The 23900-nt window shown below is 69.2% G+C and carries 25 protein-coding genes and 1 tRNA gene; 15 read left to right on the forward strand and 11 right to left on the reverse strand.

Annotated features, from left to right (window positions below; translation table 11 throughout):
- The 4 genes from ACIP4Z_RS21820 to ACIP4Z_RS21835 all read left to right on the forward strand — a co-directional run bounded on the left by ACIP4Z_RS21820 (position 1) and on the right by ACIP4Z_RS21835 (position 2562).
- The gene (locus ACIP4Z_RS21820) at positions 1 to 795 is read left to right on the forward strand and encodes a hypothetical protein (protein WP_401310422.1); all 795 of its coding nucleotides are present in this window, start codon (positions 1 to 3) and stop codon (positions 793 to 795) included.
- Positions 795 to 938, forward strand: a complete 144-nt coding sequence (locus tag ACIP4Z_RS21825) for a hypothetical protein (RefSeq protein WP_391043386.1) — start codon at positions 795 to 797, stop codon at positions 936 to 938. The genes ACIP4Z_RS21820 and ACIP4Z_RS21825 overlap by 1 nt, the downstream gene beginning before the upstream one ends.
- Positions 935 to 1321, forward strand: coding sequence for a hypothetical protein (locus tag ACIP4Z_RS21830; protein WP_401310427.1), 387 nt, complete (start codon positions 935 to 937; stop codon positions 1319 to 1321). The genes ACIP4Z_RS21825 and ACIP4Z_RS21830 overlap by 4 nt, the downstream gene beginning before the upstream one ends.
- A gap of 575 nt (positions 1322 to 1896) precedes the next feature.
- Entirely contained in the window at positions 1897 to 2562 is a 666-nt protein-coding gene (locus tag ACIP4Z_RS21835; protein WP_401310430.1) for a hypothetical protein, read from the forward strand.
- A 231-nt stretch (positions 2563 to 2793) separates the two neighbouring features.
- On the opposite strand, the gene ACIP4Z_RS21840 is transcribed toward ACIP4Z_RS21835, so the two are convergent.
- The 7 genes from ACIP4Z_RS21840 to galU all read right to left on the reverse strand — a co-directional run bounded on the left by ACIP4Z_RS21840 (position 2794) and on the right by galU (position 8163).
- A tRNA-Ala gene (locus ACIP4Z_RS21840) sits at positions 2794 to 2867 on the reverse strand.
- 87 nt (positions 2868 to 2954) lie between these two features.
- On the reverse strand, positions 2955 to 4031 hold the full coding sequence (locus tag ACIP4Z_RS21845) for a hypothetical protein (protein WP_401310433.1): 1077 nt from the start codon (positions 4029 to 4031) through the stop codon (positions 2955 to 2957).
- Positions 4032 to 4148: 117 nt separating this feature from the next.
- Positions 4149 to 4769 (reverse strand): GNAT family N-acetyltransferase, encoded by a 621-nt coding sequence (locus ACIP4Z_RS21850; protein WP_401310712.1) that lies wholly within the window; start codon positions 4767 to 4769, stop codon positions 4149 to 4151.
- Complete coding sequence (locus ACIP4Z_RS21855) at positions 4766 to 5314, reverse strand: molybdenum cofactor biosynthesis protein B (RefSeq protein WP_401310436.1); 549 nt, start codon at positions 5312 to 5314, stop codon at positions 4766 to 4768. The genes ACIP4Z_RS21850 and ACIP4Z_RS21855 overlap by 4 nt, the downstream gene beginning before the upstream one ends.
- Positions 5311 to 5793 (reverse strand): cyclic pyranopterin monophosphate synthase MoaC, encoded by a 483-nt coding sequence (gene moaC, locus ACIP4Z_RS21860; protein WP_401310439.1) that lies wholly within the window; start codon positions 5791 to 5793, stop codon positions 5311 to 5313. Before moaC ends, ACIP4Z_RS21855 begins: the two co-directional genes overlap by 4 nt.
- 106 nt (positions 5794 to 5899) lie before the next feature.
- On the reverse strand, positions 5900 to 7252 hold the full coding sequence (gene glp / locus ACIP4Z_RS21865) for a gephyrin-like molybdotransferase Glp (protein WP_391162371.1): 1353 nt from the start codon (positions 7250 to 7252) through the stop codon (positions 5900 to 5902).
- Positions 7249 to 8163 (reverse strand): UTP--glucose-1-phosphate uridylyltransferase GalU, encoded by a 915-nt coding sequence (galU, locus tag ACIP4Z_RS21870; protein ID WP_401310442.1) that lies wholly within the window; start codon positions 8161 to 8163, stop codon positions 7249 to 7251. The genes glp and galU overlap by 4 nt, the downstream gene beginning before the upstream one ends.
- Positions 8164 to 8245: 82 nt before the next feature.
- On the opposite strand from galU, the gene ACIP4Z_RS21875 reads away from it, so the two are divergent.
- A complete protein-coding gene (locus ACIP4Z_RS21875; protein ID WP_401310445.1) occupies positions 8246 to 8839 on the forward strand; it encodes a 5-formyltetrahydrofolate cyclo-ligase in 594 nt (197 codons plus the stop codon).
- A gap of 53 nt (positions 8840 to 8892) precedes the next feature.
- Here ACIP4Z_RS21875 and ACIP4Z_RS21880 read toward each other — a convergent pair whose 3' ends face one another.
- A complete protein-coding gene (locus ACIP4Z_RS21880; RefSeq protein WP_401310448.1) occupies positions 8893 to 11607 on the reverse strand; it encodes a penicillin acylase family protein in 2715 nt (904 codons plus the stop codon).
- Between the two features lie 157 nt (positions 11608 to 11764).
- Here ACIP4Z_RS21880 and ACIP4Z_RS21885 point away from each other — a divergent pair, with 157 nt between their 5' ends.
- The 6 genes from ACIP4Z_RS21885 (at position 11765) to mscL (ending at position 17534) form a co-directional block, all read left to right on the forward strand.
- The gene (locus ACIP4Z_RS21885) at positions 11765 to 13294 is read left to right on the forward strand and encodes a potassium/proton antiporter (RefSeq protein ID WP_401310715.1); all 1530 of its coding nucleotides are present in this window, start codon (positions 11765 to 11767) and stop codon (positions 13292 to 13294) included.
- Between the two features lie 210 nt (positions 13295 to 13504).
- A complete protein-coding gene (locus tag ACIP4Z_RS21890; protein WP_401310718.1) occupies positions 13505 to 14827 on the forward strand; it encodes an MFS transporter in 1323 nt (440 codons plus the stop codon).
- 66 nt (positions 14828 to 14893) lie between these two features.
- Positions 14894 to 15226: an FmdB family zinc ribbon protein gene (locus tag ACIP4Z_RS21895; RefSeq protein WP_391043359.1), complete on the forward strand. Its 333-nt coding sequence runs from the start codon at positions 14894 to 14896 to the stop codon at positions 15224 to 15226.
- 94 nt (positions 15227 to 15320) lie between these two features.
- Complete coding sequence (locus tag ACIP4Z_RS21900; RefSeq protein WP_401310451.1) at positions 15321 to 16178, forward strand: S-methyl-5'-thioadenosine phosphorylase; 858 nt, start codon at positions 15321 to 15323, stop codon at positions 16176 to 16178.
- Between the two features lie 336 nt (positions 16179 to 16514).
- Positions 16515 to 16961, forward strand: a complete 447-nt coding sequence (locus ACIP4Z_RS21905; protein ID WP_401310454.1) for a hypothetical protein — start codon at positions 16515 to 16517, stop codon at positions 16959 to 16961.
- Between the two features lie 102 nt (positions 16962 to 17063).
- Positions 17064 to 17534 (forward strand): large conductance mechanosensitive channel protein MscL, encoded by a 471-nt coding sequence (gene mscL / locus ACIP4Z_RS21910; RefSeq protein WP_391162377.1) that lies wholly within the window; start codon positions 17064 to 17066, stop codon positions 17532 to 17534.
- A 13-nt stretch (positions 17535 to 17547) separates the two neighbouring features.
- Here mscL and ACIP4Z_RS21915 read toward each other — a convergent pair whose 3' ends face one another.
- Positions 17548 to 17772 (reverse strand): hypothetical protein, encoded by a 225-nt coding sequence (locus tag ACIP4Z_RS21915; protein WP_401310457.1) that lies wholly within the window; start codon positions 17770 to 17772, stop codon positions 17548 to 17550.
- A 281-nt stretch (positions 17773 to 18053) separates the two neighbouring features.
- Here ACIP4Z_RS21915 and ACIP4Z_RS21920 point away from each other — a divergent pair, with 281 nt between their 5' ends.
- Together ACIP4Z_RS21920 and ACIP4Z_RS21925 are read left to right on the forward strand one after the other, a co-directional pair.
- Positions 18054 to 19136: a PLP-dependent cysteine synthase family protein gene (locus ACIP4Z_RS21920; RefSeq protein ID WP_401310460.1), complete on the forward strand. Its 1083-nt coding sequence runs from the start codon at positions 18054 to 18056 to the stop codon at positions 19134 to 19136.
- 62 nt (positions 19137 to 19198) lie between these two features.
- The gene (locus ACIP4Z_RS21925; RefSeq protein WP_401310721.1) at positions 19199 to 20431 is read left to right on the forward strand and encodes a low temperature requirement protein A; all 1233 of its coding nucleotides are present in this window, start codon (positions 19199 to 19201) and stop codon (positions 20429 to 20431) included.
- Here ACIP4Z_RS21925 and ACIP4Z_RS21930 read toward each other — a convergent pair.
- Positions 20389 to 21123 (reverse strand): VIT family protein, encoded by a 735-nt coding sequence (locus ACIP4Z_RS21930; RefSeq protein WP_355337831.1) that lies wholly within the window; start codon positions 21121 to 21123, stop codon positions 20389 to 20391. The genes ACIP4Z_RS21925 and ACIP4Z_RS21930 overlap by 43 nt on opposite strands.
- Positions 21124 to 21246: 123 nt before the next feature.
- On the reverse strand, positions 21247 to 22245 hold the full coding sequence (locus ACIP4Z_RS21935) for a sigma-70 family RNA polymerase sigma factor (protein ID WP_355337827.1): 999 nt from the start codon (positions 22243 to 22245) through the stop codon (positions 21247 to 21249).
- A gap of 208 nt (positions 22246 to 22453) precedes the next feature.
- On the opposite strand from ACIP4Z_RS21935, the gene ACIP4Z_RS21940 reads away from it, so the two are divergent.
- Together ACIP4Z_RS21940 and ACIP4Z_RS21945 are read left to right on the forward strand one after the other, a co-directional pair.
- Positions 22454 to 22975: a GNAT family N-acetyltransferase gene (locus tag ACIP4Z_RS21940; RefSeq protein WP_401310464.1), complete on the forward strand. Its 522-nt coding sequence runs from the start codon at positions 22454 to 22456 to the stop codon at positions 22973 to 22975.
- 138 nt (positions 22976 to 23113) lie between these two features.
- Positions 23114 to 23899: a dioxygenase gene (locus ACIP4Z_RS21945; RefSeq protein WP_401310467.1), complete on the forward strand. Its 786-nt coding sequence runs from the start codon at positions 23114 to 23116 to the stop codon at positions 23897 to 23899.
- Position 23900: the final 1 nt, after the last annotated feature.

Below are 23900 nucleotides of genomic sequence, written 5' to 3' on the forward strand. Positions count from 1 at the left end.
ATGGCCGTGGTCGTTGATCCCGATACGTCTGCGAAGATCGCCCGCTACCGCCCCCGGCAGGCTCCACCGCTCTGGGACGAGGTCGCGCCACTCGTCAGCTCGGTGGCCGCTGCCACGGTGAGCTCGGTTCCCTACGAGGTGGAGAGGCTGCTGCACGTCCTCGGGCGCCTGGCGTTGTGGGCCGAGTCGGCGGGGCTGGAACGCGATCCGGATACGTGGTTGCGCAATGAGGTGATCGACGCGTTCGTCCTGTCGCGGGCAGGAGACATCGAAACGTCGTCGGTGCGGACCTACCGGACGTGGCTCCTGCGGGTGCGGGATGCTCTGGCCTTCAGCGAGCGCGGAGAGGCAGCCCCGTCGCGGATGCACGCGGAAGCGTCTCCGCACCCGCCCTACACGGCAGCCGAGTTGGCGGGTCTGCGGCAGTGGGCCGATCACCTGCCGGGCCAGCAGCGGACCGATGCCCTGGCACTTCTGGCCCTGGGCGCGGGGCTGGGGCTCACGCCCAGGGAGGTGGCGGCCAGTCGCGGCGTCGATCTGCGGCGTCCTCGCCAAGGCGGGCCGCTGCTGCACAAGGGCGTCAAGCGTGTGGTCCCGCTCGTCGCCCGAGCCGGCTGGGATGCCCTGCTGGGCGAACTGGCGGAACGGGCGGGCAGCGGGTACGTGTTCCGGCCCGGGCGGACCGTCGAATACTCCAAGAACCTGATCGGCTCCTGGTCCCTGATGCACCGGCCGCCGGGGAATACGCCCGCGGTGTCCGTGGGCCGGCTGCGAGCGACGTGGATCGTCGAGTGATGCGCGCGCATATTGATCACCACCTGATCGCCCAAGCGGCCGGACTGGCTTCCGCCGCCTCCCTGGCCCGCTGGCAGCATCTGGTGCCGCCCGTGGACGAGGCGACCGCAGCCCGGCTGTTGCGGGGCCCGGAGCAGCGGTGACCAAGCCCCGGGCCTGGCGGAACCCGGAGAAGATCAAGCGCTGCCGACCCCGGCCGGTGACCGACGCCCCCTTCGAGATCCCCGATTCCAAGGTCGGCCAGCTCGATGCCGTCCTGCACCAGTCCGGGGTGCTGGAGCTGATTGACGCCGAGTTGGCGGGCCGCCCGGGACCGAAGGGGCTGCCAGTGCGGACCGTGCTGGTGGGATTGCTGCTGGCGCTGCATCACCACCGCAGCGCGAGCCTCGCGGACGTCTGCCGGGTTCTGCTCGATGAGCTGCGGGCCCCACCCGCTCCTGGCTCGGCATCCCGGACAACAGCAGGGCTGACGGCCACGCCAGGGTCGCGTTCTCCCGCCGCGTCTACCGGTCCTTCGACCGCCTGACCACCGCCCTGGACCCGCAGCGCTGCGACCGGCGCCGCCAGCTTCCCGCCGAAGAGGCCGGGATCGTGGCCGACGCCTGGGAGGACACGGACGCCGAGCACTAACGGCGCCTGGAGCTGCTGCAGGAGATCAGCGATCGTCTGATCCTGATCACCGTCCGCCTCGCTCACCGCCGGGGCCTGCTCAAGGGCTGGCGGGGCGAAATCGGCGCCGACACCACACCGATTCCCGCCTGGCACCAGCCGCCCCGCGAACGACGGGGCCTGGCCTCCGTCGAGCTCACCGCGGGCTGGCACTACTGCGGAGGCTCCGAGGAAGGAATCTTCGGGCACTCCGCCAGCCTCCTGGTCGCCGCCAGCCGACGGCACCCCGCAGGTCACCCGCAGGCCGGTGAACGTGTCAGTCGGCATCCGCAACTCGCCCTCGGCCTGGACACCCCGGGCAAGCGCATCGGCCCGAACGCCGTTCACTCCCTGGCCCAGCTCGCCCCGTTCGGTTTCCCGACGGGACTGCTGGCAGCCGACCGCGCCTACACCGACCAGACCACCGAGAACGTCGCACAGCCGGTCCGCACCATGGGCTACCAGTTGGTCCTCGACTACAAACAGCAGTACCCGGCGTCCAAGGCACCCACCAGGGCGCCCTCCTCGTCGACGGGTCCCTCGCCTGCCGTAACCTGCCCCCGCTTCAACCACTCCCACCGCGTCCCCGCGCCGCAGCCAGCCGTCGTCGACCTCACCAACAAGCGAGCCACCGCCGCACACACCGCTGCCAAGCCCACCGTCCCGATCCCGCAAGGCGAACGGCTGCGGCCCTTGCCCATGAACGAGCTGCCGCGGATCTGCCTGAAGCCGACGATCACCGTCCGGCCAGGTGGCCTCGGCAAACTCGACAAATTCCGCCAGGACCGCCATTACCTCCACCCCACCTGGCAGGACGTCTACCGGCCCGAGCGGGCGAACATCGAAGGTCTCAAAGGCAGAGCCAAGAGCCACGGCCTCGACATCTCCGACCCCGCCAAACGGCTCGCCCACGGGCAAGTCGCGCAGACCATCCTGCTCGCGCTGATGATCTGCAGCATCAACATGCACATCCTGTTCACCTGGCAGCAGACCACCGGCACCGAGCGAGCCCTCACCACCCTCTGCGAAGCCGGCGCACCCAGCAATCCAGCACTCTCGCCTCCCGCCGCGACCAGGGTTCCTCCGCCCGCACGACCGCAGATCCGCACCGTCACCTGAGAGCTCAGCACCACACGCGATCACGCACGCCCGGCTAAGGCCCCGGAACACCTTCCGCACCCGACCCACCCCGGCCCCACAGGCTGACGACCACCGGACAGATGTCACGACGCCTGCCGCGTTCGGACAGCACATCGAACAGACTCCAGAAACGACGAGATCCCGCCCGATCAATCAGATCGGACGGGATCTCGTCAACCGCTCACCAGACAACTCGTGAACAGTTGGTTGTGGACCTGAGGGGATTCGAACCCCTGACCCCCTCGATGCGAACGAGGTGCGCTACCGGACTGCGCCACAGGCCCTTGCAACGAGGAAAACTCTAGCATCCCGAGACGGGTGGTCGTGAACGCGATTCACGCTGGTCCGGATGGCCGGGAAGCCTGGCGGCACTACTCGTTGGCGGCGCGGGGGCGGTCGGAGGGGTCGGCGTACTGGTCGAAGAGCGGGGTGCGGGGGGTGCGCGGGCGCGGGCGGCGCGGCTGGGGGGCGGCCGGGGCGGACTCCTGCGCGGCAGCCGCCGGGGCGGATTCCGCGGCGGCGGTGCCGGACCTGGCGGCGCTCCATGTGTCGGGCGCGCCGGGGTCGACGCCGCCCGGCGTACGGGGAGCGACCGGAGCCGTCACATAGGTGGGCAGCGGGACCGGTACGGGCTCCCAGCCGTCGTCGTTGTTCTGCTGCGCGCGCTGCTGGTCGACCCACTCGGCGTGGTCGGTCTGCTCGACGAGGGCGCGCCGGTCGGCCGTACGCGGCGAAGGCGCGGGGCGTTCGGCGGGCGCCGCCTGGTGCTGGTGCTGGTGCTGGTGCTGGTGCTCCTCGGCGGCCGGTTCGGGGCGGGCGCGCAGGCGTCGGGCGGCCTCGGCGGCGTACCGCTGGTCGATGCGCACCTCGAAGCGACGCCGCTCCTGGCGACGCATCTGGCCGATGTAGACCGTCAGCAGAACGGCCGGGATGGCGGGCGCCCAGAGCAGCGCGACGCCGCCGACGGCCGCCGCGACGGCGCCGACGGTGAAGCCGAGGAAGAGCAGTGTCGTGGTGCGGCGACGGCGCGCGAGCACCTTGGCACGCGGATTGGGCACGCCGGGGCGGGCACCATGCGCGGTGTGCGCACCATGGACGCCGGCCGCGCCCTGAGTACCGCGTGCTCCGTGGACGCCGTGGGCGCCCTGCGGGATGCCCGGCCGCACCTCGGTCGCGGGCACGGCGAGTCCGCGGACGTCCACCGCTCCGGCGAGGTCGTCCTCGGATACGTCGTCGGCTGCGTCTTCCGCGGGTTCGACGCTCTCACCTCGCGCCTTCGCGACACGCCGCTCCATCGCCGCGCGCCCGGACAGAAGCCGGATGGCGGTGCTGAAGCGTTCCGTCGGACGCGCTTCGTTGAGCTCATCCTGCCTACGGAGCCACATGGGCACCAAGTAGGCAGCCCAGGCCCCGACGATGACTGCGTAGATGAGGCCACTACTGCTCACGCGTTACACGGTAGGGGTGATCGAGACACGCCATACGCAATTTGGCCCGGTGTGTCGCACGATCTGGCTGATATGCCGAGATTTTTTTGCGATTGGCTTCATTTTCGAACAATTGTTTTATTTCTGGTGCGTCCCGGGCCTGGCCTGCCGCCAGCGGTTCAGCAACCCCTCGGGGACTTCTTCCGCCGTCAGCGCGTAGACCAGATGGTCCCGCCATCCACCGTCGATATGCAGATAGCGCGGACGCAGCCCCTCCTCCCGGAAACCGAGCTTTTCGGCCACCCTGCGGCTGGGACCGTTCTCCGGGCGAATGCACACCTCGACGCGGTGCAGTCCGACGCGCCGGAAGCAGTGGTCGACGGCGAGCGCCACCGACGTCGGCATCACACCGCGCCCGGCGACCGCCTCGTCCACCCAGTAACCGACGTGCGCCGAGCACATCGACCCCCAGGTGATGCCCGCGACGGTGAGCTGCCCCGCGAGCCGCCCCTGGTACTCGATCACGAACGGCAGCATCCGGCCCGCGCTCGCCTCCGAGCGCAGGTGCCGCACCATCTGACGGTACGTGGGGCGCTGCGCGACATGGCCGGGCGGGGCGGGCGGCACGGTGGCCTCCCACGGACGCAGCCAGTCGCGGTTGCGCCGGTTGACCTCGCGCCAGGCGCGCTGGTCACGCATCCGGATCGGGCGGAGGGTGATGTCACCGTCCACCAACTCAACCGGCCAGGACCCGTTCAGCTCGGTCTCCCAGGGACTGAAGTCGTTTGGTCATTCAAGTGATCGCCGCCATGGATCTGGTCGACGGCGTGCACCAGGAGCGGGGCGAGTACGGCGAGGCCGTCCTTGACCCCGCCGCTCGAACCGGGAAGGTTCACCACCAGCGTGCGCCCGCACACCCCCGCCACGCCACGGGAGAGCACGGCGGTCGGCACCTTCTCCCGGCCCGCCGCGCGGATCGCCTCGGCGATACCGGGGATCTCGTAGTCGAGCAGTTCCCGGGTGACCTCGGGAGTACGGTCCGTCGGCGAGATACCGGTGCCTCCGGTGGTCACCACCACGTCGTACGCGGCCTCGGCCGCCTCCCGCAGCGCCTCGCCGACGGGCGCGCCGTCGGGTACGACCCGCGGGCCGTCCACGGTGAAACCCCACTCCCGGAGCGCGGCGACGATCAGCGGGCCGCCGCGGTCCTCGTACACCCCCGCGGAGGCGCGGTTGGACGCGGTGACGGCGAGCGCGCGCAGGGTGCGGCCCGGCGCGGCCTGCGGTACGGCGGGCGCGGTCATGCGCGGTGCCAGTCGCCGGACTTGCCGCCGGTCTTCTCCTCGACCCGCACATCGGTGATGACCGCCGCCTTGTCGACGGCCTTCACCATGTCGATGACCGTGAGCGCGGCGACGGTGACCGCGGTCAGCGCCTCCATCTCCACCCCGGTGCGGTCGGTGGTCTTCACGGTGGCGGTGATCTCCACGGCGTCGTCGGCCACCACCAGGTCGACTGTCACACCGGACACCGCCAACGGGTGACAGAGCGGGATCAGGTCAGGGGTGCGCTTGGCGCCCATGATCCCGGCGATCCGCGCGGTGGCGATGGCGTCGCCCTTCGGAACGCCTGCGCCGCGCAGAAGTTTGATGACGCCGGGATCGACCAGGACCCGTCCTGTCGCCTTGGCCGTGCGCGCGGTGACGTCCTTGGCGGAGACGTCGACCATTCGGGCCGCGCCTGCCTCGTCGAGGTGGGTGAGGTGCTGCTGCGCGCTGCTCATCGTTCTCCCGGTACGGTCTCTTGGGCAGACACCGTACCGGCAGGGACCTCCGCGCGGCCCGCGGGTCCGCGCCGGTGTGCGCGCGGACCGCCCGGCGGCCGATCGCCTACGGCTCCAGCACCACCACTTCGACATCCGCTCCGGCCTCGACCGAGGTGTCGGCTTCCGGTACGACAATCAGCGCGTCGGCATGCGCGAGCGCCCTGACCAGGTGCGACCCGGAACCGCCGACCGCCGTGACCGTACCGGACGCCCGGTCGTAGTGACCGCGCAGGAACTGCCGCCTGCCTTCCGGCGACCTCTCGATCGCGGTGACGCACACCGCGCGCACGACCTCCCGGTGCACCGACCCGGCACCCATCAGCGTGCGGATCGCGGGGCGGACGAACAGCTCGAAGGACACGTACGCGCTCACCGGATTGCCGGGCAGCGCGAGCAGCGGTGTGCGGTCGGGGCCGATCCGCCCGAAGCCCTGCGGCTTGCCCGGTTGCATCGCGAGCTTGCGGAAGTCGACATGTCCACTTGGCGCGGAGATGTCACCCTCACCGTCGTCGCCGTTGACGTTCATCTCACTGCCGTCCGCGATCGACGACAGCGCTTCTTTGACGACGTCGTACGCGCCGACGCTCACCCCGCCGCTGGTGACGATGATGTCGGCGCGGATGAGCTGGTCCTCGATGGTGGCGCGAAGCGTCTCCACCTCGTCGGCGACGGCGCCGACGCGATACGCGATGGCGCCCGCCGCCCGCGCGGCGGCGGTGAGCGCGAAACTGTTGGAGTCGTAAATCTGACCGGGTCCGAGGTCCTCACCCGGCTGCACCAACTCGCTGCCGGTGGACACCACGACCACCCGCGGCCGGGGGCGCACCTTGACGGCGCCGCGCCCGATCGCCGCGAGCAGCCCGATCTGCGCCGGACCGAGAATCGTACCGGCGGCCAACGCCAACTCCCCCGCGGCGACATCACTGCCGCGAGCCCGCACGAACTGCCCGTGCTCCACCGGCCGGTGCACCCGCACCTCACCCGCCGCGCCGGCCGGATCGGTGCTGTGCGCGCTCATGCTCGCCGCCGGGCCGCCACCGGTGCCGCCGTCGGTCCACTCCACCGGCACGACACCCTCAGCGCCGGGCGGCAGCGGGGCGCCTGTCATGATCCTGGCGGCCTGGCCCGGTCCCACCGTGGGCAGTTCACCGCTCCCCGCCGCCACATCGCCGACCACGTCGAGCACCGCCGGGTGCTCCTCGGTCGCCGCCTTGGTGTCGGCGACCCGCACCGCGTAGCCGTCCATGGAACTGTTCTCGAACGGCGGCAGCGCCACCGGCACCGTGACGTCCTCGACCAGCACACACCCCTGCGCGTCGAGGATCTGCAACTCGATCGGTTCCAGCGGGGTCAGTTGACCCAGGATGCTGTCGAGATGTTCGGAGACGGACCACACCCGGTCAGCGTCATGGCTCACTCTTGCATCTCCTCGGTGACGTACGAACGCAGCCAGGTCCGGAAATCTGGCCCCAGGTCATCACGTTCGCATGCCAGTCGGACAATCGCACGCAGATAGTCACCGCGGTCACCGGTGTCGTAACGCCGCCCGGTGAACACCACACCGTGCACCGGCCCGCCGGTGTGGTCCCGGTGCGACAACTCACGCAACGCGTCGGTGAGCTGGATCTCGCCGCCACGCCCCGGCTCGGTCTTCTTCAGCACGTCGAAGACGGCGGCGTCGAGCACATAGCGGCCGATGACGGCATACGACGACGGTGCCTGGTCGGGGTTCGGCTTCTCCACCATGTCGGTGACGCGCACGACATCGTCGTCGCTCGTCGGCACCACGGCGGCTGCACCATAGAGGTGGATCTGCGAGCGATCGACCCGCATCAAGGCGACGACACTGCCGCCGTGCCGTTCCTGCACCTCCACCATGCGCGCCAGCAACGGGTCGCGGGGGTCGATGAGGTCATCACCGAGCAGCACGGCGAACGGCTGGTCACCGACGTGCGGTTCGGCGCACAGCACCGCGTGACCGAGGCCCTTCGGGTCACCCTGGCGCACATAGTGCATGGTCGCCAGACCGCTGGATTCGCGTACCCGCGCGAGCCGGGACTCGTCACCCTTGCGGGTGAGCGCTTCCTCCAGCTCGTAGTTGCGGTCGAAATGGTCCTCCAGGGCGCGCTTGTTGCGACCTGTGATCATGAGCACATCGGAGAGCTGTGCGGACACGGCTTCCTCGACCACGTATTGAATGGCCGGCTTGTCGACCACGGGAAGCATTTCCTTGGGCGTCGCCTTGGTCGCCGGCAGGAAGCGGGTACCAAGACCGGCGGCAGGGATCACAGCCTTGCTGATCCGGGTACGAGGATGTGATTGCGTCATGCCGTGCACCATAGCGGGCAAGTATTTGCCCGAAGACGAAGGTACGACTGGTTGTGACGGATTGGTGACGGATGTGTGTGGTATGAGCGACGCCCGCGAGCGAAAAGCAGCACTGCGGACCCGGCTCCTGCGCACCCGACGCGACCTTACCGCCGCCGAGCGTGCCGCCGCAGCGACAGCGCTCTCGCAGACCGTACGCGGCCTGCCCGAACTGGCCGCCCCCGGACCGGTGGCCGCCTATGTGTCGATCGGCGCGGAGCCCGGCACCCGGGAGTTGATCGACACCCTGCGGAACGCCGGTACGCGCGTCCTACTGCCCGTCCTGCTCCCCGACAACGACTTGGACTGGGCCGCATACGACGGCCCCAACGCCCTGCGACGCACCGGACGCGGCCTGTTCGAGCCGACCGGCGAGCGCCTCGGCCCCCAAGCCGTCACCACGGCGCGGGCCGTTCTGCTGCCCGGCCTCGCCGTGGACGCGCGCGGTGTACGTCTTGGCCGCGGCGGCGGCTCGTACGACCGGGTCCTCGGCCGGCTGAGGGAGGCCGCGGTCGATCCTCTTCTCATGGTGCTGCTCTACGCGCACGAGGTGGTCGAACGGGTTCCGCAGGAACCGCACGACCACCTCGTAGACCTGGCGGTGACACCGGAAGGAGTGCACCACTTCACCAGGTGATGTCATTCGCGCGTGACGTTTTCCGTCACCAGGTGCGCGATTACCGGTGTGATTTACGGAGTGAGTGCCATCTTCGCCTTGGTGGCCTCGTCCACCTGCTCGGCGGAGAACACCCAGGGGAGAAGTTCGCCGTTCGCCCACATATTGGTCTGGTCGGTGTAATGCGCGTTGTAGACGTGACCTGACGCACCGGTCAGATTGATCCACCGGGACTTGTCGAGGTCCTGGAGATTGACGATCATCCGCATGGACGGGACCCAGACGACGTCGTAACCGCCCGCCGCGTTCCAGCCGGTCGCGTTCACGGCCGCCTCACCGCCGCCGAGCTGCCAGGGGCCGCGGTTGAGCAGCCACTTGAGCACGGCGGGGCCTTCGGTTCCCAGCGTCTGGTTCTTCAGCTCCAGCTTGTGGAGGCGGCCCCAGCTCCAGGTGTCGATGTCCTTGCCGAGCTTGGCGGTCAGTTCGTAGCGGGCGTCCTTCATGGCCTGCTCAAGGAGCTGGTCACGATCGCTGTGGTGCTTCTTGTCGGGGTCACCGCTGAAGAACGCCGTTGTCGACATCGTCCACCAGGGGCTGTTCTGCTGCGGCAGCATCTTGCGAACGACCTCGAACCACCGGTCGCCGCCGTCCGGCTGCGCCTCGTCGGCATCCCGCTCGCCGCACTCGTGGACCGTGCCGCTGCTGCCGTCGAGATTGTCGACCGGCCCGGTCTGCCCGGCCGGGGGCACCCGCAGGCACTGACCCTCGGGACGCAATTCCTTGGGCAGCTTGTTGCCGAAGGCCAGCTTCAGGACATTGCGCCACACCGCGTTGAAGTACGCGGCGGCGGCGGAATCGGCGTCCTGGTTGAAGTCCCAGCCCTCCAGCAGTTGCTGCGCCTTGCGTACGTAGTCGCCCTTGTCGTTCGTGATGTTGATCTTCAGAAGATATGGAACGAGGAGCTTGGCGATCTCACTGCTGCTGTCGCCCTGCATCGACTGCATGTCGTCCATGGAGACCTTGCCGCCGTCCTTGATCTTGGACGCGATGAGGTCGTTGATGCGCTGGCTCCTGGTGCCGTATCCCCAGTCCTCGGTCAGCAGGTACGGGTACTTGCTCTGATCGATGACGGCCTGGTTGGCGGTCACGATGTATCCGCGGGAGGGGTTGTACTCGTACGGCATCGACTTGAACGGGATCGTGCCCGTCCAGTCGTAGTGCGAGTCCCAGCCGGGCACCGGGTACGTACCGTCCACACCGTCGGCGCGCGTCGGCACCTGGCCCGGCGCCTGGTAGCCGATATTGCCCTTGGTGTCGGCGTAGATCAGATTCTGCGACGGGACCGCGAAGTCGGCGGCGGCGGCCCGGAACTGGTCGAAGTCCCTCGCCTTGTCGAGTTCGAAGACGGCGTCCATGGTCTTCGAGGGCTCAAGCGCCGTCCATCGCAGAGCGACGGCATAACCACTGTTGACGCCGCCCGGTGGATCGGTGACGGGTGCGGTCTGTCCGACGGTGCGGATCTCGTCGCTGCGGTCGGAGATCACGGGGCCGTTGTTGGTTTCGCGCACCGTAATGGTGCGGCTTTTACCACCCGCGACCTTGATGGTTTCCTGGCGCGTCTTGAAGGGCAGTTGCTTGCCGTCGTAAAGGTAGGTGCCCGCCGTGACCTTCTCCAGGTAGAGGTCGGTGACGTCCGCACCCAGGTTGGTCATTCCCCAGGCGATGCTCTGGTTGTGGCCGATGACGACCCCTGGCATTCCTGAGAAGGTGTAACCGGCGACGTCGTACGGGCAGGCGGCGTTCACCACCCGGCAGTGCAGGCCCATCTGGTACCAGAGGGAGGGAAGCTGCGGCGCCAGGTGAGGGTCATTGGCCAGCAGCGGCTTGCCGGTGGTGGTGTAGGTGCCGGACACCACCCATGAGTTGGAGCCGATGCCGTCACCCGACGGACCGAGCAGCGCGGGCATCTGGTCGATGATCTGCGAGATACCCGAAAGCTGTGTGTTGACCGAGCTGCTGAGTCCCTGCGGGCCGCCGGACGACGCGGGCTCGTACGCGCCGGTGATCTTGTTGACGGAACCGCCGTCCACGATCGGCCGGTTGCGGTCGTACGGATACGCCGGGTAGAGCTGCTTGATCTGCGCCTGGCTGAGGCGGCTGGTCATCAGGGCGCGGTCGATCTCGTCCTGCATGTTGCCGCGCAGGTCCCAGGCCATCGCCTTGAGCCAGGCGACGGAGTCGACCGGCGTCCAGGGTGCGGGTTTGTAGTCGTTGCTGAACGACAGCGCCGCGTACTCGACCGACAGTCCGGCGCCGCTGTGGTCCTTGAGGTAGGCGTTGACACCGTCGGAGTACGCCTGGAGGTACTTCTTGGTGGTGGCGTCGAGCTTGGTGTCGTATTCCTTCTGCGCGACGCCGCGCCAGTTCAGGGTGCGCAGGAAGGCGTCGGTCTCGACCTGGCCCTTGCCGAACATCTCGGACAGCCGTCCCGAGGTGAGATGGCGGCGTACGTCCATCTCGTAGAACCGATCCTGCGCCTGGACGAAGCCCTGGGCGCGGAAAAGGTCCTCGGGGCTGTCGGCGTAGACCTGGGGGATCCCGTTCGCGTCGCGCATGACGTCGACGGGCCCTGACAGGCCCTTGAGCTTCAGCGAGCCCGATGTCTGCGGGAAGGAGGCGCGGACGGTGCTCACGCTCCAGTAGGACCCGAATCCGATGCCCGCTACGAGCAGCAGCACGAACGCGATCACGATGAAGCGTACGCGGCGGGATTTCTTCCGTGCGGGCATCGCTGTCCTTCGAGGGGCAGGGCGGACCGGTGATCAAGGTGCTCGTTGTGCAAGGGCAACCATAGGGGCAGCCCAGCGGTCGGCGGCCGGTGGGCCGTGGAATGTCAAGAGAGCGTAAAATGTTAGGTAAGGCAACGAAGTTGAAAGGACCGGCACCCTGACTGTCCACCATCTCAACGAGATCCTGCTGGTCGGCGCCTCAGTACTGCTGGTCGCGGTCGTGGCCGTGCGCCTCGCCTCACGCAGTGGCCTTCCCACCCTGCTCATCTACCTGGGCATTGGCGTCATCATGGGCCAGGACGGCGTCTTCGGCTTCACCTTCAACGACGTCCAGCTCACCCAAGTCCTGGGTTATGCCGCACTGGTGGTGATCCTCGCCGAAGGCGGACTTGGTACGAAATGGCAGGAAATCAAACCGGTACTGCCCGCCGCTGCGGTGTTGTCGACATTCGGCTTGATGCTGAGCGTCTTCGTCACCGCCGGCGCCGCGCACTATCTGGTGGGCCTCGACTGGCGGCAGGCGCTGATCATCGGCGCGGTGGTGTCGTCGACGGACGCGGCCGCCGTCTTCTCCGTGCTGCGCAATGTGGCGCTTCCCAAGCGCGTGACCGGCGTCCTGGAGGCCGAGTCCGGCTTCAACGACGCCCCTGTCGTGATCCTGGTGGTCGCCTTCTCGGCGGCGGGTCCCGTCGACCACTGGTACCACTTGGTGGGCGAGATCGCGCTGGAGTTGGTCATCGGTGCCGCGATCGGGCTCGCGGTCGGCTGGTGCGGCGCCTACGGCCTCAGACACGTCGCCCTGCCCGCTTCCGGCCTCTACCCGATCGCCGTCATGGCGATCGCCGTCACCGCCTACGCGGCAGGTGCCATGGCGCACGGCTCCGGCTTCCTCGCCGTCTACATCGCCTCGCTCATCCTCGGCAACGCCAAACTTCCACACCGGCCCGCGACTCGCGGTTTCGCCGAAGGGCTCGGCTGGATCGCTCAGATCGGCCTGTTCGTCCTGCTCGGTCTGCTCATCACACCGCACGAACTGGGTGACGATGTCGTCCCCGCTCTGATCATCGGACTGTTCCTGACCGCGGTCGCCCGGCCCGCCTCCGTGATCGCAAGCCTGCTGCCCTTCCGCATCCCCTGGCGCGAACAGGCACTGATGTCCTGGGCGGGGCTGCGCGGCGCGGTGCCGATCGTGCTCGCCACCATCCCCATGGTGGCGGGAATCACCGACAGCAAGCGGATCTTCAACATCGTCTTCGTCCTGGTGATCGTCTACACCGTGGTGCAGGGCCCGACCCTGCCATGGTTCGCCCGCCGACTGCGGCTGTCCGGCGACAGCAACGGCGACGCCGCCGACCTCGGCATCGAATCCGCGCCGCTGGAACGGCTCCAGGGCCACCTGCTGTCCGTCGCCATCCCCAACGGCTCGCGCATGCACGGCGTCGAGGTGGACGAGCTGCGGCTGCCCACCGGCGCCGCCGTCACCCTGGTGGTACGCGAGGGCGCCAGTTTCGTACCGCTGCCGTCGACCGTGCTGCGGCGCGGCGACGAACTGCTCGTGGTGACCACCGATCCGGTACGGGATGCGGCCGAGGCCCGGCTGCGGGCCGTCGGGCGCGGCGGCAAGCTCGCCGGGTGGCTCGGAGAGAAGCCGCCTGGTCGGCAACGCAGCCGACCAGGTGACCGATAATCCGATCAACGTCCGGACCGCGCCAGGTGCGCAAAAACGGCTCCGGTCTCCGCGTATCATGGTGAGGTATTTGTCGAGTTCAACCTCTGTCTGACGCAGAGCCGGCGCGGATTCCCGCGCTGAGCGGACGGCTCTCGGCGCGGTCATTCGCGGACCTGGATCCGCGTCCGCGCTACCAGGCGGCAGAAAGACCAGGCTGTGGCATCCAAGGTGCCCACCTCCCCACCCGGGACAACGCCCACGCCCGCCGCTGTCGACGCAAAGACCGGCTACCGGCAACTGCTGAGCACCCCCGGCGCCTGGGCCTTCCTGCTCCCCGGCTTCGCGGCCCGGCAGCCGTTCGCGATGCTCACCATCGGCATGGTGCTGCTCGTCGAGCACACCACCGGCTCCTACGGCACAGCGGGAGCCGCCGCGGCCGTCACTGGGGTCTCGATGGCCCTGTGCGCCCCGAGGAGCGGCCGACTGGCCGACCGCTTCGGGCAACGTGCCGTCCTCATACCAGGCGTCGCCCTGCACACCGTCTCCGTCATCGGGCTGGTGACGCTCGCGCTGACCCATGCGCCTACCTGGACGCTGTTCGCGGCGGCCGTGCCCGCTGGTGCCACCGTGCCGCAGATCGGGCCCATGGTGCGCGCCCGCTGGGCGGTGGCGTTGAACGGCTCGGCAACCGCCCCGTCCAGCGCCGCCTCCCCCTTGATGACAACGGCCGCGGCCTTCGAGTCAGTGACCGACGAGTTCACCTTCGTCATCGGCCCTGTGCTCGCCACCGCACTGTGCACCGCGGTGCACCCGGCGGCCGGGCTGATCACCGAGGCGGCGCTGACCCTTGCGGGAGGAATCCTCTTCGCCGCGCAGAGAAGTACCGCACCCGTTCCGCACCCCACCATGGGGAGCGTCAGCGGAAAACCCGCCTCAGCCTTGTCCGTACCCGGAGTGCGCGCGCTCGCCGTCGCCTTCCTCGGCATCGGCGCCGTCTTTGGCGGCATGCAGGTGTCGCTGACCGCCTTCACCCAGGAAATCGGCCGGCCCGGCATCAGCGGCCTGTTGTACGGGACCTTCGCCGCCGGAAACATGCTGGCGGGCGTCGTCTACGGCGCGGTCGCCTGGCGCCGCAGCCCCCGTACCAGGCTGCTCGCGGCGTACGCGGCCCTGACACTCGCCTGCGCCCCGTTGTGGGCCGTGCACGCCGTGCCGGTACTGGCACCGCTCGGACTGCTGGTGGGCCTGTGCATCGCACCCACCCTCATCACCGGCTACACGATGGTGGACGCCCTGGTACCGGGCGAGTCCCGCACCGAGGCGTTCACGTGGCTGACGGGGGCGGTCGCGCTCGGGCAGGCGGCCGCCGTGACGACGGCCGGGCTGCTGGCCGACCACGCCGGCTCGCACGCCGGTTTCACGGTGCCGTTGGCCGGTACGGCGCTGGCGCTCACGGTGCTGGTGGGGCTGCGCGAGAGGTTGGTGCCACAATCGCGCGGAGTGGTCGCGTCGGGTGTGATCGGTCACCGTGCGGCGGTCCCGGTGGACTGACGCCGGGAAATACTGCACTATTGAGCGTCGTTAGCACTCAATGAGTGAGAGTGCCAGGAGGAGCAAGTGCCGACGTACCAGTACCAGTGCACCGAGTGCGGCGAGGGCCTCGAGGCGGTGCAGAAGTTCAGCGATGACGCGCTGACCGAGTGCCCCAACTGCGGCGGACGCCTGCGCAAGGTCTTCTCCGCCGTAGGCGTGGTCTTCAAGGGCTCCGGTTTCTACCGGACCGACAGCCGCGGCTCGTCCACGAGCAGCGCGCCTGCCGCCAAGAGCAGCAACTCGGACAGCAAGTCCGACAGCAAGCCGTCCTCCGGCTCGTCGTCGGGTTCATCGTCCGGCTCCTCTTCGGGTTCCGGCACGGGCTCCTCGTCCTCGAACAGCACGTCGGCGGCCTGAGCCCTTCCGAGGCTTTCGCGGACCTTACGAAACCCCCGCCGTTTTCACGGTGGGGGTTTCGTCGTGTGCCCGGCGTCGCAATAGGGTGATCGACATGGTGCAGAGCAGCAGTGCGGCGGACGCGCAGGCCGAGATCGGCGTCATCGGCGGATCCGGTTTCTACTCCTTCCTCGACGATGTGAGCGAAATCACGGTCGAGACTCCCTACGGCCCGCCGAGCGACTCGCTGTTCGTCGGCGAGGTAGCGGGGCGCCGGGTGGCGTTCCTGCCCCGGCACGGTCGCAAGCACCATCTGCCACCGCACAAGATCAATTACCGCGCCAATCTGTGGGCGTTGCGGTCCGTCGGCGCGCGCCAGGTGCTCGGTCCGTGCGCGGTGGGCGGTCTGCGCACCGAGTTCGGCCCCGGAACGCTGCTGGTGCCCGACCAACTCGTGGACCGTACGAAGTCGCGCGCCCAGTCGTACTTCGACGGCGAGACGCGAGCCGACGGTCAGGTGCCGAACGTGGTCCATGTGACCTTTGCCGACCCGTACTGCCCGGTGGGCCGGAAGGCCGCCGTCGGCACGGCACGGTCGGGTGGCTGGGAGGCGGTCGACGGCGGGACGCTGGTGGTGGTCGAGGGTCCCCGCTTCTCGACGCGCGCGGAATCGCTCTGGCACGCGGCGCAGGGCTGGTCCGTGGTCGGGATGACCGGCCACCCCGAGGCCGTGCTCGCCCGCGAACTGGGGCTTTGCTACACATCGTTGACGCTGGTCACCGATCTGGACGCGGGCGCCGACACCGGAGAGGGCGTCTCCCACGAGGAGGTGCTGGAGGTCTTCGCGGCCAATGTCGGCCGGATGCGGGACGTGCTCTTCGACCTGATCGGCGAGCTGCCGGACAACGACGCGCGGGACTGCCTGTGCGTGGACTCGCTGGGGGGCCAGGACCCGGGGATCATTTTCCCCTAGCACGCGGACTCCCGTATCCCTTGGCTCCTGCCTTCCGCGAAGCGGTAATTCACGCCTCCGGGTGGCCGAGTTATCCACAAGTCGGGAGTTGTCCACAGGGATCGGAGCGCTGTCGGCGCCGTGCGCGATGGTGGATGCATCGACCGGACATACCGGTATCGAGCACCTCACGTCAGGCGGTGGTCCGTCATGTCCTGCTCCCCCACTCCCTATTCGGCTCCGGCGTGCCCCGAGCCGTACACGCCGCCGCGTTGCGCGGTGGCGGACTTCCCGCCGATCCGAGCGGGCGGCCGACGGCAGCTCCTGCGGCGGTCGCCGGGGCGCCGACGGCGCTCATTGGCCTTCGGTCTGGCGCTGACGGCGGCCGCGCTGGCGGCGGCCGCGGCCCACGGGACCGGCCCGCGTCATGACGCGGCGGCCCCACGCGGACCCGCACCGGCCGGCGACACCACCCGCGCAGCGACCGTACGGGCGCCCTATGACGTGGCCGAGGTGCTGGTCAGGGTGCCGGTGCGGATCGCCGACGCGGCGGCCGTCGCGCTGCTGCGCCCTGGTGACCGGATCGATGTGCTGGCCAGTTCGCGGGTGGTGGCGTCGAACGCGACCGTTGTGGCCGTACCGGGCCGCGCGGACGACTCGAAGCCCGCAGGAGAGTCCGCCCCACCCGATGTCAGTGGCGGTGGAGGCGGCGGGGCGCTGGTCGTGCTCGCCGTGCCACGCCGTACGGCGGCGGCGCTCTCCGGAGCGGCCGTCTCGTCACCATTGGCGGTGACATTGTGCTGAATCACCCGTTCGTGGACGGCGATTGGACACGCCGAACCCGCATTGCCTTCTATGGCGGAACCCATCATTCCGCCACATCGGCGTCACGGAAGAGGCATAGCGGTGACCGACAAGAACAAGCCGGGCGTGCTGGCAGGCTTCAAGGAATTCATCACGCGCGGGAACGTGATCGACCTCGCGGTCGCGGTCGTCATCGGTGCCGCGTTCACCAACATCGTGAACTCCGTGGTGAACGGCGTGATCAATCCCCTGGTCGGTGCCTTCGGTACGAAGGATCTCGTTGGGTACTCGTCCTGTCTGAAAGGCCCGTGCGTCGTCAACGAAAAGGGCGAGACGATCAGCGGGATCCACATCCTGTGGGGCTCGGTGCTGAGCGCCGTCCTGACGTTCCTGATCACCGCGGCGGTCGTGTACTTCCTGATGGTCGTACCGATGTCCCGCTACCTGGCGCGGCAGGCGAGCAAGCGCAAGCACGACGAGGTGGTGGAGAAGGCGGCCGAGGTCGAGGAGATCACACTGCTGCGCGACATCCGCGACGCGCTGGTCTCGCCGCGCAGCGGGGGCGGGAACTGATCGTCCGCTCGGCTCAGAGGTGGTGCGGCGGCTTCTCGTTGAGGAAGCGCGTGAAGTCGTCGTCACCGGCCGCCGAGCCGGAGGGCCGGTCGCCCCAGCCCCGGTCGGTGTCGTCGGCCGAGGGGCGGTCGAGCGGATCGTCGAAGACGAGGCCCGAGGGGCCCACCGGGGGTACGACCGCCGGGGCGGGCTCGTCGCCGGGGTTCTCGGCCGGGGTGCGATCGGGGGCGCTGCTCATGCCTCCAGGGTACGGCGGGGCGTCGGTGGCCGGGCTGTCGTCCCTGCTCAAGCGGCCGGAGGGAGATACCCCAAGTGTCCGTTTGAGGCAGTCGGCCGGATATACCTGGCCGCATGCAGACACCGGACCCGACGCCCTCGCCCGCACCGGCAGCCGTACGCCCGGACCCGGAGAGCGTGGAACAGCGACGCGCACAGGCACACGTACCGGAGCGGGAGCACGTAGAGGCGCAGGCGCGGGAACAGGATCTCGACCGAAGCGACCTCGCGTACCGTCGCTGGTTGAGCGAGGCTGTGGGGAAGGTCCATGCCGACGCCAACCGGTCCGCCGATACCCATTTGCTGTCAGTTCCGCTCCCGGCGGACTGGGGCGTCGACCTCTATCTGAAGGACGAGTCCACGCATCCCACGGGCTCGCTGAAGCACCGCCTGGCGCGCTCGCTGTTCCTGTACGCCCTGTGCAACGGCTGGATCCGGCCGGGGCGGCCGGTGATCGAGGCGTCCAGCGGGTCGACGGCGGTCTCGGAGGCGTACTTCGCCCGGCTGATCGGTGTCCCCTTTGTGGCCGTGATGGCGCGCGGGACAGTGCGGTCGAAGATCGAGCTGATCGAGTTCCACGGGGGCCGATGTCATCTGGTCGACGACCCGTGCGAGGTGTACGGGACGGCGGCACGGCTGGCGCGGGAGACCGGCGGCCACTACATGGATCAGTTCACGTACGCGGAGCGGGCGACGGACTGGCGGGGCAACAACAACATCGCCGAGTCGATCTTCCGGCAGATGGCGGTCGAGCGGTTCCCGGTCCCGACGTGGATCGTGGCGACGGCCGGTACCGGGGGGACGTCGGCGACGCTGGCCAGGTACGTGCGGTACGCCCAGGCGACGACGGGGATCTGCGTCGCGGATCCGGAGAATTCGGCGTTCTTTCCGGGCTGGCGGGATCACGATCCGGCGGTGACGACCGGAGCGGGGTCCCGTATCGAGGGGATCGGCCGCCAGCGGGTGGAGCCGAGTTTCGTGCCCGGTGCGATCGACCGCATGATGCGGGTCCCGGACGCCGCTTCCATCGCGTGCGTGCGCGTCCTGGAGCGCCTGCTCGGCCGCCGGGCGGGCGCGTCAACCGGCACCGGGCTGTGGGCCGCCTTCCGGATCATCTCCGAGATGCGCGAACGCGGTGAACAGGGCAGCGTGGTGGGTTTGTTGTGTGATCCGGGTGAGCGGTATCTGGAGAAGTACTACTCGGACGGCTGGCTGGCAGAGCAGGGCATCCGGATCGGCCCTTACGTGGAGCGCGTCGAACGCTTCCTGACCACGGGGGAGCTGGCGCGGGCGGATTCGCCGAGCGGGCAGGCGAGTCGGGGCTGAGCGGCCTGGAATTCCGCGCGGCGCGCTGCGCGTAGTGCCTGCCGTACTCCATGGTGTCCTCCATGACTGAACCGACGACTCCGGCGGGTCCGGTGGCCAGGACCAGCGGCGCGTTGCGCCGGATGACGGCACGCAGCCGCGACGAGGAAGACCGCGCGTCCACGCCACTTGAGCTGTTCTTCGACCTGTGTTTCGTGGTGGCGGTCGCGCAGGCGGGCGTCCGGCTGGTGCATGCCGCCGCGGAGGGGCATCCGGGACACGGCGTGACCGGTTACCTGTTGGTCTTCTTCGCCATCTGGTGGGCGTGGGTCAACTTTTCATGGTTCGCCTCCGCATACGACACGGACGATGTGCCGTACCGGATCACCACGCTGGTGCAGATCGTCGGTGTGCTGATGCTGGCAGCGGGTGTGCCGCGCGCCTTCGACACCGGCGACTTCCGGTTGGCGGTGTGCGGATACGCGGTGATGCGGCTGGCGTTGGTGACGCAGTGGCTGCGGGCGGCCGGGGCGGAGACGGGCGCGGCCCGGGGGACGGCTCTGCGGTACGCGTTCGGGGTGACGTTGTGCCAAGTGGGCTGGATGGCGTTGCTGTTGCCGCACGGTGCGCCGCCGGTGTGGGCGTTCGTGCTGTTGGCGGTGGCGGAGATGTCGGTGCCTGTGCTGTCGGAGCGGGCGGCACCGACGACGTGGCATCCGCGTCACATCGCGGAGCGGTACGGGTTGTTCACGATCATCGTGCTCGGGGAGTCGGTGTCCTCGGCGACCATCGCCGTACAGTCGGCGGCCGACGAGCACGACGCGCTCGGTGAGTTGTTGCCGATCGCCATCGGCGGGTTGCTGATTGTCTTCGCCGCGTGGTGGATCTACTTCGCGGTGCCGATCCATGACTACCTGGTGTCGAACAGGCAGGCGTTCCTTTGGGGTTACGGCCACTTCGCGGTGTTCGGTTCGGCGGCGGCGATCGGGGCGGGGATGGAGATCGCAGTCGAGCAGGCGGTCGGGAAGGCGGAGATCTCGACGCGGGTGGCGGCGGCCTGGGTCACGGTTCCCGCCGCGGTGTTTCTCATCACTGTCTGGCTGTTGCACTCACGGCACTACAAGCGGGGTCTCGCGCAGCAGCTCACGCTGCCGGTCTCGGGGGTGGTGGTGTTGGCGTGCACCTTCACGGGGTCGCACGCCGTGTTGTGGGCCGGGTTGGTGTGTGCGGTCACGGTGGGGGTGGGGGTGACGTTGCAGGCGCGGGGTGGTAGTCAGACGGCGCCGGTCGCGCCGAGGAGCTCGCCGACGGCGTAGGTGATGGCCATCGCGATGGCGCCGCCCGCGGCGTTGCGGAGGATGGCGGGGCCGGTCGGTGCGCTGCCGAGGCGGGCGCTCGCCCAGCCGCAGCCGACGAGGGCCAGCAGGACGGAGACGACGGTGACGGCCAGGCGCCACGAGGTGGGTGGCAGGACGATGGCCAGCAGCGGGAGCAGGGCGCCGATGGTGAAGGAGACGAAGCTCGCGCCGGCCGCGTGCCAGGGGTTGGCGAGTTCGTCGGGGTTGATGCCGAGTTCGACGCGGGCGTGGGCGCCGAGGGCGTCGCGTTCGGTGAGTTGCTCGGCGACTTCGCGGGCGAGTTCCTGGCTGATGCCGCGGTCTTCGAGGAGGCCGGTGAGTTCGTCGAGTTCGGCTTGGGGGGTGGTGGCGAGTTCTTCGCGTTCCAGGGCGAGGGCGGCCTGTTCGGAGTCGCGTTGTGTGCTGACGGAGACGTATTCGCCCGCCGCCATCGACAGGGAGCCCGCGAGGAGTCCGGCCATGCCCGCGGTCAGGAGTGTGGAGCGGGAGTCGGTGGCTCCCGCGACGCCGACGACCAGGCCCGCGGTGGACACGATGCCGTCGTTGGCGCCGAGTACGGCGGCGCGCAGCCAGTTGAGCCGGGTGCCGAGTCCGTCGTGGTGGGGCTCGTTCTTGTGGGGCCCGGCTTGGGCGTCGGTCTGGTCGTCCATAGGCGGAAGCGTCTCACCTGGGGCGGTCGTGCCCGATCAGGTGGTTGTGGGTGTCGCGGACAGGCCGAACCCCGGTGCGGGGGGGAATGCACCGGGGTTCGGGTCTGTGGGGAAGCGCGCCGGTCAGGCGGCTTCGTATTGGTCGAGGCCGGTCGCGCGGGCCATCCGCTTGAGGTCGGCCAGTGCGTGCTTCTCGATCTGCCGGATGCGCTCGCGCGTCAGTCCGTGCTGCTTGCCGACCTCGGTGAGGGTGCGCTCGCGGCCGTCGACGATGCCGTAGCGGGCGCGGATGATGGAGGCGGTGCGGTCGTCGAGGCGGTCGATCAGCCCGTCCAGTTCCTCGCGGCGGAGCATCACGAGCACGGAGTCCTCGGGTGACGGCGCGGCGCCGTCTTCCACCAGGTCACCGAATTCGGTCTCGCCCTCGGCGTCGACGGACATGTTGAGCGACACCGGGTCGCGGGCCCAGTCGAGGACGTCGGTGACGCGCTCGGGGGTCGAGGCCAGTTCGGTGGCGATCTCGGCGGGCTCCGCGTCGCGGCCGTGCTCGCGGTTGAACTCGCGCTGCACGCGGCGGATGCGGCCCAGTTCCTCGACGAGGTGGACGGGCAGCCGGATCGTGCGGGACTGGTCGGCGATGGAGCGGGTGATGGCCTGGCGGATCCACCAGGTCGCGTAGGTGGAGAACTTGAAGCCCTTGGCGTAGTCGAACTTCTCGACGGCGCGTACCAGGCCGGCGTTCCCCTCCTGGATCAGGTCGAGGAGCGGCAGTCCGCTGCGCGGGTAGCGGCGGGCCACGGCCACGACGAGCCGGAGGTTGGAACGGATGAAGACGTCCTTGGCCTGCTCGCCCGCGGCGACGATGGCCTCGAGCTCCTCGCGGCGGGCGTCACCGCCGGCCTTTGCGGGCAGTCCGGGATCGGCTGCGAGTATGCGTTCTGCGTAGACGCCCGCTTCGATGTCGCGGGACAGTTCCACTTCCCTGGCGGCGTCGAGCAGCGGGGTGCGCGCGATCTCGTCCAGGTACATGCCGACGAGGTCGCGGTCGGCGACTTCCCCGCCTGCGGCGCGAACGCTACTGGTCCCGCCAGCGTGACGACGGGCGACGGCACGGGTTGCCATGCGTGCTCCCTTACGAAGGTGCGGTCGGGTCTCGGTCGGACCGGGCGGTCGGGCCGCTTGCCGGATGGTTCCGTCAGGTGCGGCTCTTGCCTTGCGGTTGCCCCGTCCTGATCGGGATAACGATTGGAATCCGGACACAATTCCCATCTCGTGACCTGAATTTTGTGATCATGCAGTACCCTGTCTCGCCACACAGGGAGGCCAAAGGGTGCCGGAACGTCCAGAAGTCCAGGTCAGACCAGGTAGCGAGGGCGATCTGGCCGCTCTTACCGACATCTACAACCACTACATCCGTGAAACGTCGATCACGTTCGACGTAGTTCCCTTCACCGTCGAACAACGTCGTCCGTGGTTGCTCTCCCACCCGAAAGACGGCCCGCACCGGCTCTTGGTTGCTCACTTTCCCGGCCCGTCGGGACGAATCCTGGGTTATGCGACCAGCAGCCCCTTCCGGCCGAAGGCCGCGTACGCGACGTCGGTGGAGACGACGATCTATCTCGCGCACGACGCGGGCGGGCGCGGCATCGGCACGCTGCTCTACACGGCGCTCTTCGAGGCCCTCGCGGAGGAGAACCTGCATCGCGCGTACGCGGGCGTCACGCTGCCGAATGCGGCGTCGCTGCGCCTGCATGAGCGTTTCGGCTTCCGGCCAGTCGGGGTGTACGAGGAGGTCGGCCACAAATTCGGCGATTACCACGATGTGGCGTGGTTCGAGAAGCGCCTGGGCTGACGCCGTTCTCGCACGCTGATACGCGCGGACAGCGCGGACAGCGCGACACGTGCGGACACGTGCGGCTTATTTGAAGGTTCAAGCATATGGGGTTACGGTGGTGCTCCCGTACGCTTGAAACTTCAAGGAGGGTGCGCGATGACCACGGCAACCCCGGAGCGCATGCCCGCGCTCTACCTCTCGCACGGCGCCCCGCCGCTCGCCGACGACCCGGTGTGGCCCGCAGAGCTGGCGGCCTGGTCGGCCGACCTGCCGCGGCCCAAGGCGATCCTGATGGTCTCGGCGCACTGGGAGGAGGCCCCGCTGGCGATCGGCGCGACCACCACCGTCCCCCTGGTGTACGACTTCTGGGGCTTCCCCGAGCACTACTACCAGGTGCGGTACGCGGCGCCCGGCGCGCCCGCGCTCGCCGACTCCGTACGGAAACTGCTGCGCGGCGCAGGTAATCCCGTGCAGGACGTGCCCGACCGCGGTCTCGACCACGGCGCGTACGTACCGCTGGTGGAGATGTTCCCCGCCGCCGACATTCCGGTGCTCCAGGTGTCGATGCCGACGCTCGACCCGGAGAAGCTGCTGGACATCGGACGCAAGTTGGCGCCGTTGCGCGACGAGGGCGTGCTGATCGTGGGCAGCGGATTCTTCACGCACAATCTGGCGGCGCTGCGCAACGCGGGTCCGCGGCCGCCGAGCTGGTCGGCGGAGTTCGACGACTGGGGTCACCGGGCGTTGGAAGCCCAGGACGTGGACGCGCTGCTGGACTTTGAACACACCTCGCCCGCCGGGCGGTTGGCGCACCCGCGGACCGAGCACTTCGCCCCGCTGTTCGTTACGCTCGGCGCCGCCGAGTCCGAGCTCGGCAGCCAGCGCAGCATCATCGACGGTTTCTGGATGGGGCTCGCCAAGCGTTCCGTCCAGTTCGGCTGAA

The sequence above is a fragment of the Streptomyces sp. NPDC088910 genome, from assembly GCF_044749865.1.
In the GTDB taxonomy this organism is placed as follows: Bacteria; Actinomycetota; Actinomycetes; order Streptomycetales; family Streptomycetaceae; genus Actinacidiphila.